Below are 13,281 nucleotides of genomic sequence, written 5' to 3'. Positions count from 1 at the left end.
TTCACACTTTGGCGACAATCGGGCGGCCAAGCAGACCCTGAGGGCGAAAAATCAGGATCAAGACCAGTAAGCCAAACGAGAACACATCTTTATAATCGGAGTTCACCATGCCGGAAAATTGCGCCTCGGCGACGCCCAGAATCAACCCACCGAGCATCGCGCCCGGCAGGGAGCCAATCCCGCCGAGCACCGCTGCGGTAAACGCCTTAATGCCAATCACAAACCCGACGTAGAAATCAAAGGTGCCGTAATTCATGGTGATGAGCACACCTGCCAGGCCCGCCATGGCCGCACCAATGACAAAGACCAGGGAGATAATCCGGTCGGTATTGATCCCCAGAATGGAGGCCATTTTACGGTCCTGCTGTACCGCGCGGCACATCCGCCCCAGCCGGGTATGGTTGATTATCCAGGTCAGCACCAGCATGCCGGCAAACGAGGCGACCAGGATAAATACTTTGGTATAAGTTATTTGCACAAAACCTTCGCCCAGATGCAGACGAAGTACGCCGTCGAGCATGGTTGGCACCCCTTGCTGGCGCGGCCCTTGGCTCAGCTGCGCGTAGTTTTGCAGGATAAGCGACATCCCGATGGCAGAGATAAGAGGCGCCAGGCGCGTAGAGTTCCGCAACGGCTTATAAGCAATACGCTCGATGGTCCAGCCGTACACCCCCGTAACGACAATGGTGAATACCAGCGTTCCCAGTATCAGCAGGGGGAATGACTGCAGGCCGAAGAAAGAGAGTAGCGCCAGGCCAATGGCGCAGAGGTAAGCGGAAATCATATACACTTCGCCGTGGGCGAAATTGATCATCCCGATAATGCCATACACCATGGTGTAGCCGATGGCGATGAGGCCGTAGACGGAGCCCAGCGTTAAGCCATTGATTAACTGCTGCAGAAAGAATGTACTCATCTTAGCGCGCTCGTTTTATAGGCAGCACGTGGTGCGCAGCCTGATGTTTATTACGCGCCGGCAGGCAGGCCCGCCGACGTTGAGCGTGATTCCGTCCCGTTACTGCACTTCCTTATATTTTCCTTGGTCGTCCCACTGGTAAACCACGTAGTCGGAGACTTTCAGATCGCCCTTGCTGTCCCAGGCTTTTTTACCCATCACCGTGTCGACCGTATTCGCTTTCAGCCACTCGCTGGCTTTGGCGGAGTCCTTGCCGCCCGTGGCTTTAAACGCAGCAGCAATGGCCTGCACGGAAGCATAGGAGTAGAGGGTGTAACCTTCCGGTTCGAATTTAGCGGCGCGGAATTTCTCAATCACTGCTTTACCGTCCGGGATCAGGCGAGGATCTTTACCGAAAGTCATATAAATGCCGTTGGTATACTGTGGACCGCCCGCCGCCGTCACCATCTCTTCATTAACAATGCAGTCGCCGGAGAAGAATTTCGCCTGTACGCCCTGTTCACGCATCTGGCGAACGAGCGGACCGGCTTCCGGGTGACAGCCACCGAAGAACACCACGTCCGGTTTTTGCGCGCCAATCTTCGTCACCAGCGCGTTAAAGTCTTTTTCACCGCGCGATAACCCCTCGTACATCACATCCTTGACCCCGCGTTTCGCCAGTGCCGCTTTGGTTGCGTCTGCCAGCCCCTGCCCATAGGTGTCTTTATCGTGAATGATCGCCACGCGTTTGGCTTTCAGCTTATCAATGATGAAGTCGCTGGCAACCTGGCCCTGCTGGTCATCGCGGCCGCACATGCGGAACATATCGCTCATACCGCGTTCGGTGATCAGCGGGTTCGTCGAGCCGGGGGTAATGGAAATGATCCCCGCATCGCTATACACCTCAGAGGCGGGCATGGTCGATGAGGAGCAGAAATGGCCGACAACGGCGTTGACTTTATCCTGGTCGACTAAGCGGTTGGCGACTGCCACGGCCTGTTTAGGCTCGCACGCATCGTCACCCTGAACCAGCTTGATTTTCTCACCGTTAATCCCGCCGGCAGCGTTAATATCTTCAGCGGCTGCGTTGCGCCGTGCCAGTACTGATCGCCATAGGTGGCATTGGGTCCCGTAAACGGCCCGGCGACACCAATCACGATATCTGCCCGGGCGGAAAACGCCGTCACCAGACAACCAGCTAACACAAGAGACAGGGGAGTTCTGATTAATTTCAGCGACATTATTATGTTCCTTAGCAAAGAGGTTTTTGCACCACGGCGTAAACCTGAACGCCCAGGGCGCAGCCAATCCAAAACACGGGCAAGAACAAAATGCACTAAACGAACGGCATCCTGCATGATACGGCGAGGTTTCCATGCGCAGCGTCGCGCGAAGAACAGCAAGCAAAAACGTTGCCAGAATGGTTAACCCCTTGACGGGGTTATGACATCTTTGAGTATAGAGCGCCGCGTTCTGCCGCCCTGCGGCAGGAGAAGAAATTACAGCGAAGATCACATATCGTTAACATTAAAGCCCATAAGTTGTGCAAGGGTCACGATTTGCACACTTTTGCAGCAATAAAGACCTAAACTTCAGCCGGGAACGGCGTGAGAACTGTGTTAGGATCTTTTCCTTTTTATCAGGAGTGTCCGCGATGACGGAAGGTCCATTAAATGAAAGCGAAATGGCATGGCTGGAAGAGACTCTCATGTCTTACGGCCATGACGATGCGTCTGTGATTGACGTATCCGAACTGGACGGCATGCTTACCGCAGTGCTTTCCGGCCCTGTTGTCGTTGAGCCAGATACCTGGCTGGTGGCCGTGTGGGGCGGGGAGAAATACATTCCGCGCTGGAAAAACGATCGTGAAATGAACCGTTTTATCGATCTCTGCTTTAAGCATATGAACGACATTGCTGAGCGGCTGAGCGAATACCCGGACCAGTTTGAGCCGATGTTTGGATATAACGACGTCGACGGTGAGAGCTACACCGTGGTGGAAGAGTGGTGCTATGGCTATATGCGCGGCGTGGCGTTGACGGACTGGTCAGCCTTGCCGGAGTCTCTGAAGGCCGATCTCGAAGTGATTGCCCTGCACGGTACGGAAGAGAACAGCGAGAAGCTGGATGAACTGAGCGAAGCAGACTATATCGCCAGCATTGAGCGCATCCAGCCAGCGGCACTGCGTTTATATCAATACTGGGTAGATAACCCGCAGCAGCCGGAAGCAAAGAAGCCGATTGTGAACGGCACGAAGGTCGGGCGTAACGATCCGTGTCCTTGCGGCAGCGGGAAGAAGTTTAAGAGCTGCTGTTTGCATTGATAAAAAAGGGGCTAAAGATAGCCCCTTTTTTCTTAACCCACTTCCGGCAACATGCCGGCGGCAATCAATACCTGCACCAGAATAATCACCACCCCACAGCTAAACACAATGCCTAGCAGCGGTTTTCCTCCCGCCACGCGGTACCCCTGCTGAGGATGCTGCTGGCGGCTCTTCCATGCCAGCAGGGAAGGGAGTAACAGCGCCAGGATCGACAGCGCCACCCCGGCGTAACCCAGCGCCATCACAAACCCGCGTGGGTAAAACAGCGCAAACGCGAGCGGCGGCAGGAAAGTAATTCCCCCCGTCTGTAACCGCCCGCTAACCGTATTGCGACGCTGGAACAGGTCGGCCAGGTAATCAAACAGGCCGAGCGCCACGCCCAGGAACGAGGTCGCCAGCGCCAGGTCGGCAAACAGGTGGACCGCCAGCTCCACGTGAGGAGACGTGACGACCTCGCGCAGTGCCAGCAGAAAACCGTTCAGGCCAGCGTGCTGCGCCATGAGTCCAATAAAGGTTGAAGAGTCAATGCTGCCCAGCGTCACCAGTTGCCAGAAAATATAGGCGATGAGCGGGATCGCGCTGCCGATAACAAACACGCGGCGCAGCTTGCGAATATCACCGTTCATATAGCTGACAATACTCGGTACGCTGCCGTGGAAGCCAAACGAGGTGAAAATCACCGGGATAGCGGAAAGCGCGAGCCCTTTTTCCAGCGGCAGCGTCAGCAGATTAACCTTGTGCACGTGCGGTGCCAGCAGGACCAGCATGACAATCAGAAACAGAATTTTGGCGCTGAAGAGAAAACGATTGAACAGATCGACCAGCGAGGTCCCCACGCAGACCACGCCGCCGCCGATGAGCGCAAAGAAGATTGCCCCCGTCGCCGGGGTAATGTCAGAGCCAAACCAGTCATTGACGCTGGAGGCGATGAGCTCCCCGGCCCCGCTAATATACGCGGCAGTCAGGGCGTACATCAGGAACATCATGCTAAAGCCCGCTATCCACTGACCGTAGCGTCCCAGGTAGCGCGCCGCCAGTGAACCCAGACCGGTGTCGGCGGGCACGTGCTGGTAAACCTCAAGCAATAGCAGTGCGGTGTAACACATCAGCGCCCAGAGTGTGCCAAGAAGCAGCAGCGTCATCCCGAATCCCACACCTGCAGCAGCCAGGGGCATTGCCAGCATTCCTGCGCCAATCGTCGTTCCGGCGACGATAAAAATACTTCCCAGGGTTCTGTTTCTCACGCTTTCCTCTACAACGATGGTGAATCGCGACAATTTCTGCGGCGCAGAGTAAGGGAAAAGCCGTAATTCGTCAAATCACCGTTACAAGGTGTGTAATAAAATATTTACAGATTAGGCATGCTGTGATCCTTAATGGGGCGATGCCTACTTCATAAGAGCAATGTCACGGCGCAAATTTCAGGCGTAACGTAAACAACTCGTGCAAATAATAAAATAATGTGAGGGTTTTTTATGGCGGGGGAGAATCCATTTAAAGCGGCATGGAGCCGGGGAGGCAATCTGTTGTGCCATGGACACTGGATAATGAGCTGGCAGAACCAGCCTCTGACGCTGCCTGAGTCCCGCCGCGAAAAGGATATGGGCACCTGGGCAATCTATTCGGTTATTGATCCTGAAGATGAAACCTTTGCACAAGGCTTACAGGAAGATGAGTGGATTATCGAAAACGTTGACTGGCTGACAGACCTGTTTTTCGAGGTGGGTATTCCGCTTGAGACGGCCAGCTACCGCTATTTTTATCAGGCCGTCAATCCCCATGACTGGCGCTGTACCAGCTGCGCAGGATGTATGTAAATTAACGCGGTGCAGGAAACCCGCACCGAGTTGAAATTAATTCTGTGTATCGAGAGTGGAAAGTTCTTTATCAATAAAGTAAAGACCTTCACCTGATTTACCCACCAGGGATAATTTATCCAGCACGGATTTAAACAGCTTCTCTTCTTCATGCTGTTCTGCCACATACCATTGCAGGAAATTAAAGGTTGGATAATCCTGGCTGGTCATTGCCGCATGAACCAGTTCGTTAATTTTCTGCGTGATCAGCTGTTCGTGCTCGTAGGTGGCGCGGAACAGTTCATCGAGAGAATTATACTCGGCAAAAGGCGAGGCCACGGTCTCAATGCGCGGCAGGCTGCCGGTGTCGGTCAGATAATCAAACAGGCGCTGCATGTGGGTCATCTCTTCCTGCGCATGGCGACGCAGAAACGCGGCCGCACCTTCAAAGCTGTGGTAGCTGCACCAGGCGCTCATCTGCTGGTAGAGAAGGGATGAAAAGAGCTCAAGGTTCATTTGCGCATTGAGCTTGTCGATCATTTCAGTTTTCAGCATGGTGACGCTCCGGGTTATTATTACTGGTTCACAATGAGCGACACTATAATTTGTTATTTAATTATTTGCAAAACGTAAAATAAATATTCATTACTTCAAAATACGAATGGGAATAAAACGCATTGTCGGTTTTATATTAATGCGAATTGTTTTTGTTCTTAGTTAAATAAAGTGCCAGCAAACGCTGGCAGCTTGGATTAATACCAGGGATTATTTGACTTAGGGTTAACGGCATAACCCATGCATTTATACTGAATGGTCACGCTTTCGTTAAGACACAAAGAGCCGCTTATCAGCGTACAGGTTTTGACGGGTTGCCCGTAGGCAGACGCGGTGGCATACCCCATACCCTGACAGGCTTTCACTGCGGTGCCGTTATTTACATATTCGTCAGACCAGGCATTTTGCAGCACGGCCTGACCGTAATCGAGGCGGACAATGCCGTTTGGTGCGTCGAGGCTACTGATTTCCGCCTGACGGTTAACGCTGCATCCCGCGAGCAGCAGGATCGTACCGGCTACGATGACTCTTTTCATGGTTCGCTCTGAGTGGATGGAGATACGTTATCGTACCCGCAGAGACGTAGCCCAATGCCAGGAATAGCCGGACGATCTGCCTTCTCTCTTTGATTTTGTTCGCGGTTTTGCTGGCTAACAGGTGTTGCAGTAAATTGAATTGTGATGCATGTCACAAAAACATTGATTTTTGTGATGGTGGTCATATTATAGGCGCATTGACGATAAAGCTGTATGACAAGTTAATGGAGCATCACAATGAAACTGCGCAAAATCCTCAAAAGTATGTGGGCCAATTACTGCCGCACCTTTAAAGACGTGCCGCCGGGCGCCATGTTCTGATAAAAAAAAACCTGCTTCGGCGGGTTTTTTTGTCCCTGCTGGTGACGAAGGGGAGATGTCAGGGGCTGCGTTTTGATACTATGGCGGCCTTTAAATAAGGAGAAGCCCCATGTCACAAAACCTGAGCGCCGATCAGGAACTGGTCTCTGACGTTGTTGCCTGTCAGCTGGTTATTAAGCAAATCCTTGATGTTCTGGATGTTATTGCCCCGGTTGAAGTCCGCGAGAAGATGTCCACGCAGCTGAGAAACATTGATTTCACCAGCCATCCTGCCGCCGCTGACCCGGTGACGCTTCGTGCGATCCAGAAAGCCATCGCGCTGATTGAGCTGCGCTTCACCCCGCAGGGCGAGTCGCATTAATATCTGCAAACGGGCGACCGCGTAAGTCGCCCGTTGATGCCTTTAAAAGAAAGTCTGTACCAGCAGGTAGCTCGCCGCACACGCGCAGCTCACACCGATTAACCCGGGCAGAATGAAGCTGTGGTTAATGATGAATTTGCCGATGCGGGTGGTTCCTGAGCGATCGAAGCCGATACAGGCTAAATCACTGGGATAGGTCGGCAGAACAAAATAGCCGTATGACGCCGGGAAAAAGGCGATCAGCATTTTTGGATCGATCCCCAGCATCAGCCCCATTGGCGCCACGGCCGTCAGGGCAGCCGCCTGGCTGTTCACCAGCTTCGACACCAGGAAAAGCACGATGGCATACGTCCACGGATGGCTTTTCACCACGCCTTCCAGCGCCAGTTTTAACTCGTCGAGATGCGCCTGGAAAAAGGTATCGCTCATCCACGCCACCCCGAACACCGAGAAAATCGCCACCATACCGGCCTTAAATACCGCGCCGTTAGAAATGGCTGAGGCATTGACCTTGCAGGCCATCAGCATCACGGCACCGGCAATGAGCATCATCATCTGAATGACCAGGTTCATCGACAGCGCCGTCATTTTGCCTTTCAACTCGAAGGCGGGGCGCAGTTCGGGGAAGGCCCCGAGCAGGACAACCACGGCAATACCGGCAAAGAAAATCCAGGTCGACCAGTAAGCCTGCTTCGGAAAACGTTGATTCATTAACGTCTCCGTACCGCCATAGATAAACTCACGCTGCTTTGGATCTTTTAGTTTTTCCTGAAACTCCCTGTCGTCAGACAAATCTTTCCCGCGGCGTAAACTCCACAGGGCAGCAATGGCGACACCAAAAAGTGAAGCGGGAACCGACACGGCGAGTATTTCCAGGATCCCCCATGCGTGACCGATCCCATGCTGGGCGGCCAGGATGGAGACCAGCGACACGACGGCGACGGAAACCGGTGATGCCGTGATTGCCATCTGCGATGCTACCGATGCCACGGCCATTGGGCGCTCGGGTCGGATCCCTTTTTTCAGGGCGATATCCGCAATGATGGGGAACATGGTGTAGACCACATGGCCGGTACCGCAGAGAAAGGTCAGCATCCAGGTGGTAAACGGGGCGAGAAGCGTGATGTGCTGCGGATGTTTGCGCAGGAGGCGTTCGGCAAATTGCATCATGACATTGAGCCCACCGGCAGTTTGCAGGGTGGCTGCACAACCAATCACGGCGAGAATGGTCAACATCACGTCAACCGGCGGCTTGCCGGGCTGGAGACCAAAGACAAAACACAAAATAAAAAGGCCAATCCCGCTGATTAACCCAAGCCCCATGCCGCCGAAACGTGTACCCGTCAGCAGGCAGAGGAGAATGACAATAAACTCAATGGTGATCATGCTGCTCCCTCGTCAATGATTATGTAATTAAATAAATCATTACATGTTGTGTGGTTAATCATTGGGAGCGAGATCTGATTTGTTAAATCTCAGCAAAAGCAGAAGGTTGGCGCAGGGAAGGTAACCTGCTCCGAACGGGAGCAGGTCAAAAGCGTCAGTGATGCTGCACTGTGACAATGTCGAGCAGGTGGCGATCGGTTTGTTCCGGGCACAAACCTGCCTGTTGCGCATTATGGATCTCGTCCGCAAGGGTTTTCAGCAGCATTCCGTCCTGCTGCTGCTCTTTATCCATATCGCGCAGGAATTTCAGCGTGGTCATGTCATGCTGCGCTCTGGCTTCATCGGCCAGCTTGTTGAGCGTCGTGCAACGCTGTTCATACTCTTCAAGCGTCTTTTCAAACAATTCTTCCAGAGAAGAGTAATTATCGTTGATCCCCTCCAGGGCTTTAACAACCGGGTTTGCCCCCGCCGCTTTCAGGAAATTAAAGACGCGCATCATGTGGGTGACGTTGCTTTGGGCCTGTGAACGAAAGAACGTGGCAGAGCCCGTAAGGCTTTTCTCGGAACACCACGCACTGAGGTAAAGGTGCAGATTTGAGGCGTAAAACTCAAGGTTCATCTGCGCGTTAAGTTTTTGCATCATCGTTTGGGTAGCCATACTCATATCCTTATAGACTGTGGGACGTGATGTCCGTTGCTTAACCTGAGCGCCAGGCAAATACGAAGAAATAGAGCAGAAAAAGAGATTCTGCAGTGCCAAAGTTGACCGAAATTCACTTCCTGTGTTCGATATAAATAAGCATACCGTTGTCTTTAATTTAAGAAAAGTCTTAATCCCGCTGTTTTTACCATACATTACAAAATTTAATATAGTACAAATATGCAAATAGATTCCCATGAAATGAAATCTCACTATCTTACTGATAATAAAGAGATAGTCTGTTTTTAGTGCTGCGGTTTGTGTTTCGGGGGTATTGCGCCGGAATAATTATCTGGGAAAGCAAGAAATACAGATAATTCATTTCGCATATATGATGTTTCATTAAAATTGCGCTAAATCAATTTTTGCCGGGAAATATATTTTCAGCGCGAGTGTGTTTTTTTGATGGAAAGCAGGGTGTTCCTTTCAACCCTTAGCCCCGGCGTGACCGGTCTAATGGCATCAGGGACTTCTTAGCTAATCTTATGAATAATTCTGCTCACCCCTCTTTTATTTGTCTGACAAATCCTGCCTTTTTTATGTCATTTTTCGCTGAATTTATGTACGCAATTACTGTAATTCTGCGGTGTGATGGGGCTCTCTTATGGATGATTAATTTCCCGCTAAAACTATCACCAGCAATAACGCTTATGACGAGGTAAGCGCTAATGCCTTGTTTTAAGTCCGATTAAATAAGAAGCACGCAAATATTCCCTACAGAAAAGAATGCTAAAGCTGGAGTTTACCATGCACAAATTTACTAAAGCGCTGGCGGCCATCGGTCTGGCTGCCGTTATGTCACAATCCGCTATCGCTGAGAATTTAAAACTCGGTTTTCTGGTAAAACAGCCCGAAGAACCCTGGTTCCAGACCGAGTGGAAATTCGCAGATAAAGCCGGGAAAGATTTAGGTTTTGAAGTGATTAAAATCGCCGTGCCCGACGGTGAGAAAACGCTGAACGCCATCGACAGCCTGGCGGCCAGCGGTGCAAAAGGTTTTGTTATCTGTACACCGGATCCGAAACTGGGGTCCGCCATTGCGGCGAAAGCCCGCGGTTACGACATGAAAGTCATTGCCGTTGACGATCAGTTCGTGAATGCCAAAGGCAAACCGATGGACAGCGTGCCGCTGGTCATGATGGCGGCGACCAAAATCGGCGAACGTCAGGGTCAGGAACTCTATAAAGAAATGCAGAAACGCGGCTGGGATGTGAAAGAGACCGCCGTCATGGCCATTACCGCTGATGAGCTGGACACAGCACGTCGTCGTACGACGGGCTCAATGGACGCGCTGAAAGCGGCCGGTTTCCCGGAGAAACAGATCTATAAAGTCCCGACCAAATCCAACGATATCCCGGGGGCATTTGACGCCGCGAACTCCATGCTGGTTCAGCACCCGGAAGTGAAGCACTGGCTGGTGGTCGGTATGAACGATAACACCGTGCTGGGTGGGGTCCGTGCGACAGAAGGCCAGGGCTTTAAAGCGCCCGATGTGATCGGAATTGGCATCAACGGCGTTGACGCCGTCAGTGAGCTTTCCAAAGCGCAGGCCACCGGCTTCTACGGTTCTCTGCTGCCAAGCCCGGATGTCCACGGCTACAAATCCAGCGAAATGCTCTACAACTGGGTAACCAAAGGCGCTGAACCGCCGAAATTTACCGAAGTGACCGACGTGGTGCTGATCACCCGCGACAACTTCAAAGAGGAACTGGCGAAAAAAGGACTGGGCGGTAAGTAATACGCTGTGATTGTGCCCCTTACTCGCCGTAAGGGGCCAGACGTACAGACTACAGGAATCACGGAGTCGTTATGCAACAGTCTCATCCCTATCTCTCTTTTCGCGGCATCGGGAAAACGTTCCCCGGTGTTAATGCGCTGACCGATATCAGCTTTGACTGCTATGCCGGACAGGTTCACGCCCTGATGGGGGAAAACGGAGCGGGGAAATCCACGCTGTTAAAAATCCTCAGCGGCAACTACGCGCCAACAACCGGCACGCTGGCTATTCGCGGCGAAGAGATGGCCTTTGCCGATACCACGGCGGCGCTTAATGCCGGGGTGGCCATTATCTATCAGGAATTGCACCTTATTCCCGAGATGACCGTGGCGGAAAATATCTATTTAGGCCAGCTTCCGCACAAAGGCGGCGTGGTGAACCGTTCGCTACTTAATTATGAAGCGGGGCTGCAGCTTAAACATCTTGGTCTGGATGTCGATCCCCAGACGCCGCTGAAATATCTCTCCATCGGCCAGTGGCAGATGGTTGAAATTGCCAAGGCGCTGGCGCGCAACGCCAAAATTATTGCTTTCGATGAACCCACCAGCTCGCTCTCCAAGCGTGAAATCGAAAACCTGTTCCGCGTGATCCGCGAGTTGCGACAGGAAGGACGCACCATTTTGTACGTCTCGCACCGCATGGAAGAGATATTTGCCCTGAGCGATGCCATTACCGTTTTTAAAGATGGGCGCTATGTGCGCACCTTTAGCGATATGCAGCAGGTTAACCATGACCAGCTTGTTCAGGCGATGGTCGGGCGCGATCTGGGCGATATCTATCACTGGAAGCCGCGCGAGTATGGCCCTGAACGCCTGCGGCTGGAAAACGTGAAAGCGCCAGGCGTGAGAACACCGGTTTCATTATCCGTCCGCAGCGGCGAGATCGTCGGGCTGTTTGGCCTGGTAGGGGCGGGGCGCAGCGAATTAATGAAAGGCTTGTTCGGGGGGACCCGCATTTCCGCAGGGCGGGTCTCCATCGACGGTGAGCAGGTTGATATCCAGAAACCCGCCCACGCGATCAGGGCAGGAATGATGCTCTGTCCGGAAGACCGCAAAGCGGAAGGGATCATTCCGGTGCATTCGGTGCGTGACAACATCAATATTTCCGCCCGCCGTAAGTTTATTCGCGCGGGTTGCCTGATAAACGACAGCTGGGAGTCGAGCAATGCCGACCACCATATTCGCTCGCTGAATATTAAAACGCCCGGCCCGGAACAGCTGATTATGAATTTGTCAGGGGGGAACCAGCAGAAGGCCATTTTAGGCCGCTGGTTGTCGGAAGACATGAAGGTCATTTTGCTGGATGAGCCGACGCGCGGTATCGATGTGGGCGCAAAACACGAGATTTATAACGTGATCTATGAACTGGCAAAACGCGGCGTGGCGGTACTTTTCGCCTCCAGCGATCTGCCGGAGGTGCTTGGCGTTGCCGACCGCATTGTGGTGATGCGTGAAGGCGAAATCGCCGGTGAATTACTTCATGAACAGGCGAATGAACAACAGGCGTTGAACCTCGCCATGCCTAAAGTCAGCCAGGCAGTCGCCTGAGTAAGGAGTTAATGATGTCCTCTGTTACTACATCCGGAGCGCCGAAGTCGGCTTTTAGTTTTGGTCGTATCTGGGATCAGTACGGCATGCTGGTGGTCTTTGCCGCACTTTTCGTCGCCTGTGCGATCTTCGTCCCTAACTTTGCCACTTTCATTAATATGAAAGGATTGGGCCTGGCCATTTCCATGTCCGGCATGGTGGCCTGCGGTATGCTGTTCTGTCTGGCCTCCGGTGATTTCGACCTGTCGGTGGCCTCTGTTATCGCCTGTGCGGGCGTGACCACCGCCGTGGTGATCAACATGACAGAAAGCCTGTGGATTGGCGTGCTGGCGGGTCTGTTACTCGGCGTGCTTAGCGGCCTGGTGAACGGTTTTGTCATTGCTCGTCTGAAGATTAACGCCCTGATAACCACGCTTGCGACGATGCAAATTGTGCGAGGTCTGGCCTATATCATCTCCGACGGTAAAGCGGTCGGGATTGAAGACGAGCGCTTCTTTACGCTGGGTTACGCTAACTGGCTGGGCCTGCCTGCGCCAATCTGGCTCACCGTGGCCTGCCTGATCCTGTTCGGCTTCCTGCTCAACCGGACCACGTTTGGCCGCAATACTCTGGCGATCGGGGGCAATGAAGAAGCCGCACGTCTGGCCGGTGTGCCGGTGGTGCGCACCAAGATTATTATCTTTGTCCTCTCGGGACTGGTTTCTGCCGCCGCCGGGATTATTCTGGCCTCGCGTATGACCAGCGGCCAGCCAATGACCTCGATTGGTTATGAGCTGATCGTCATTTCTGCCTGCGTTTTAGGGGGTGTTTCCCTCAAGGGCGGCATCGGAAAAATCTCATATGTGGTGGCCGGTATCCTGATTTTAGGGACGGTAGAGAACGCCATGAACCTGCTGAATATTTCGCCGTTCTCTCAGTACGTGGTGCGTGGTCTGATCCTGCTGGCGGCGGTGATATTCGACCGTTACAAGCAAAAAGCAAAGCGTACCGTGTAACCCCGACGCTGACTTTTTATTGCTCAACTTATAACCATAGTTGACCCCTGAACCGCCTCGCCAGTTTTGCTGGCGGGGCGGTTGTCAAAT

General features: G+C 52.8%; 13 protein-coding genes and 1 pseudogene. 7 read left to right on the top strand and 7 right to left on the bottom strand.

Annotated elements, in window-relative coordinates; all coding sequences use genetic code 11:
• Position 1: 1 nt before the first annotated feature.
• Together L383_RS14160 and L383_RS0123940 are read right to left on the bottom strand one after the other, a co-directional pair.
• Positions 2 to 916 carry an ABC transporter permease subunit gene (locus L383_RS14160; RefSeq protein ID WP_014884371.1) on the bottom strand — a complete coding sequence of 305 codons (915 nt, stop codon included), beginning with the start codon at positions 914 to 916 and terminating at the stop codon, positions 2 to 4.
• A gap of 99 nt (positions 917 to 1,015) precedes the next feature.
• Positions 1,016 to 2,136: pseudogene (locus L383_RS0123940) on the bottom strand (branched-chain amino acid ABC transporter substrate-binding protein).
• Positions 2,137 to 2,549: 413 nt separating this feature from the next.
• Here L383_RS0123940 and L383_RS14165 point away from each other — a divergent pair.
• Entirely contained in the window at positions 2,550 to 3,218 is a 669-nt protein-coding gene (locus L383_RS14165) for a YecA/YgfB family protein (RefSeq protein WP_023330747.1), read from the top strand.
• Positions 3,219 to 3,250: 32 nt separating this feature from the next.
• On the opposite strand, the gene tyrP is transcribed toward L383_RS14165, so the two are convergent.
• The gene (gene tyrP, locus L383_RS14170) at positions 3,251 to 4,462 is read right to left on the bottom strand and encodes a tyrosine transporter TyrP (protein WP_032629059.1); all 1,212 of its coding nucleotides are present in this window, start codon (positions 4,460 to 4,462) and stop codon (positions 3,251 to 3,253) included.
• 231 nt (positions 4,463 to 4,693) lie between these two features.
• On the opposite strand from tyrP, the gene L383_RS14175 reads away from it, so the two are divergent.
• Positions 4,694 to 5,035 carry a hypothetical protein gene (locus L383_RS14175; RefSeq protein WP_023330745.1) on the top strand — a complete coding sequence of 114 codons (342 nt, stop codon included), beginning with the start codon at positions 4,694 to 4,696 and terminating at the stop codon, positions 5,033 to 5,035.
• Positions 5,036 to 5,071: 36 nt separating this feature from the next.
• Here L383_RS14175 and ftnA read toward each other — a convergent pair whose 3' ends face one another.
• Positions 5,072 to 5,569 (bottom strand): non-heme ferritin, encoded by a 498-nt coding sequence (gene ftnA, locus L383_RS14180; protein ID WP_014884366.1) that lies wholly within the window; start codon positions 5,567 to 5,569, stop codon positions 5,072 to 5,074.
• A 197-nt stretch (positions 5,570 to 5,766) separates the two neighbouring features.
• Positions 5,767 to 6,105, bottom strand: coding sequence for a YecR family lipoprotein (gene yecR / locus L383_RS14185; protein ID WP_014884365.1), 339 nt, complete (start codon positions 6,103 to 6,105; stop codon positions 5,767 to 5,769).
• Positions 6,106 to 6,342: 237 nt separating this feature from the next.
• Between yecR and azuC the strand changes: the two genes are divergently transcribed.
• Both azuC and L383_RS14190 read left to right on the top strand, forming a co-directional pair.
• Entirely contained in the window at positions 6,343 to 6,426 is an 84-nt protein-coding gene (gene azuC, locus L383_RS25910; RefSeq protein ID WP_014884364.1) for a stress response protein AzuC, read from the top strand.
• Positions 6,427 to 6,535: 109 nt separating this feature from the next.
• The gene (locus L383_RS14190) at positions 6,536 to 6,787 is read left to right on the top strand and encodes a DUF2766 family protein (protein WP_014884363.1); all 252 of its coding nucleotides are present in this window, start codon (positions 6,536 to 6,538) and stop codon (positions 6,785 to 6,787) included.
• A 42-nt stretch (positions 6,788 to 6,829) separates the two neighbouring features.
• On the opposite strand, the gene L383_RS14195 is transcribed toward L383_RS14190, so the two are convergent.
• On the bottom strand, positions 6,830 to 8,173 hold the full coding sequence (locus L383_RS14195; protein WP_014884362.1) for an anaerobic C4-dicarboxylate transporter: 1,344 nt from the start codon (positions 8,171 to 8,173) through the stop codon (positions 6,830 to 6,832).
• A 154-nt stretch (positions 8,174 to 8,327) separates the two neighbouring features.
• Positions 8,328 to 8,831 carry a non-heme ferritin-like protein gene (locus L383_RS14200; RefSeq protein ID WP_014884361.1) on the bottom strand — a complete coding sequence of 168 codons (504 nt, stop codon included), beginning with the start codon at positions 8,829 to 8,831 and terminating at the stop codon, positions 8,328 to 8,330.
• A 789-nt stretch (positions 8,832 to 9,620) separates the two neighbouring features.
• On the opposite strand from L383_RS14200, the gene araF reads away from it, so the two are divergent.
• From araF to araH, 3 genes are all read left to right on the top strand, one after another.
• Positions 9,621 to 10,610, top strand: a complete 990-nt coding sequence (gene araF / locus L383_RS14205; protein ID WP_008500409.1) for an arabinose ABC transporter substrate-binding protein AraF — start codon at positions 9,621 to 9,623, stop codon at positions 10,608 to 10,610.
• Positions 10,611 to 10,681: 71 nt separating this feature from the next.
• Positions 10,682 to 12,196 carry an L-arabinose ABC transporter ATP-binding protein AraG gene (araG, locus tag L383_RS14210; RefSeq protein ID WP_014884359.1) on the top strand — a complete coding sequence of 505 codons (1,515 nt, stop codon included), beginning with the start codon at positions 10,682 to 10,684 and terminating at the stop codon, positions 12,194 to 12,196.
• 14 nt (positions 12,197 to 12,210) lie between these two features.
• Entirely contained in the window at positions 12,211 to 13,191 is a 981-nt protein-coding gene (gene araH / locus L383_RS14215; RefSeq protein ID WP_014884358.1) for an arabinose ABC transporter permease AraH, read from the top strand.
• Positions 13,192 to 13,281: the final 90 nt, after the last annotated feature.

Origin of the sequence: Enterobacter sp. MGH 37 (assembly GCF_000534515.1) — a bacterium.
Lineage (GTDB): Bacteria > Pseudomonadota > Gammaproteobacteria > Enterobacterales > Enterobacteriaceae > Enterobacter > Enterobacter kobei.
The sequence above is the reverse complement of the archived record's forward strand: the minus strand, read 5'-3'. Positions and strand labels throughout refer to the sequence as shown.

Excerpts from the sequence above, each read along its gene's own strand:
- yecR (WP_014884365.1), bottom strand. The coding sequence starts at position 6,105 with ATGAAAAGAGTCATCGTAGCCGGTACGATCCTGCTGCTCGCGGGATGC.
- L383_RS14175 (WP_023330745.1), top strand. The coding sequence starts at position 4,694 with ATGGCGGGGGAGAATCCATTTAAAGCGGCATGGAGCCGGGGAGGCAAT.
- L383_RS14165 (WP_023330747.1), top strand. The coding sequence starts at position 2,550 with ATGACGGAAGGTCCATTAAATGAAAGCGAAATGGCATGGCTGGAAGAG.
- L383_RS14200 (WP_014884361.1), bottom strand. The coding sequence starts at position 8,831 with ATGGCTACCCAAACGATGATGCAAAAACTTAACGCGCAGATGAACCTT.
- azuC (WP_014884364.1), top strand. The coding sequence starts at position 6,343 with ATGAAACTGCGCAAAATCCTCAAAAGTATGTGGGCCAATTACTGCCGC.
- araG (WP_014884359.1), top strand. The coding sequence starts at position 10,682 with ATGCAACAGTCTCATCCCTATCTCTCTTTTCGCGGCATCGGGAAAACG.
- ftnA (WP_014884366.1), bottom strand. The coding sequence starts at position 5,569 with ATGCTGAAAACTGAAATGATCGACAAGCTCAATGCGCAAATGAACCTT.
- L383_RS14160 (WP_014884371.1), bottom strand. The coding sequence starts at position 916 with ATGAGTACATTCTTTCTGCAGCAGTTAATCAATGGCTTAACGCTGGGC.
- L383_RS14190 (WP_014884363.1), top strand. The coding sequence starts at position 6,536 with ATGTCACAAAACCTGAGCGCCGATCAGGAACTGGTCTCTGACGTTGTT.
- araH (WP_014884358.1), top strand. The coding sequence starts at position 12,211 with ATGTCCTCTGTTACTACATCCGGAGCGCCGAAGTCGGCTTTTAGTTTT.
- L383_RS14195 (WP_014884362.1), bottom strand. The coding sequence starts at position 8,173 with ATGATCACCATTGAGTTTATTGTCATTCTCCTCTGCCTGCTGACGGGT.
- araF (WP_008500409.1), top strand. The coding sequence starts at position 9,621 with ATGCACAAATTTACTAAAGCGCTGGCGGCCATCGGTCTGGCTGCCGTT.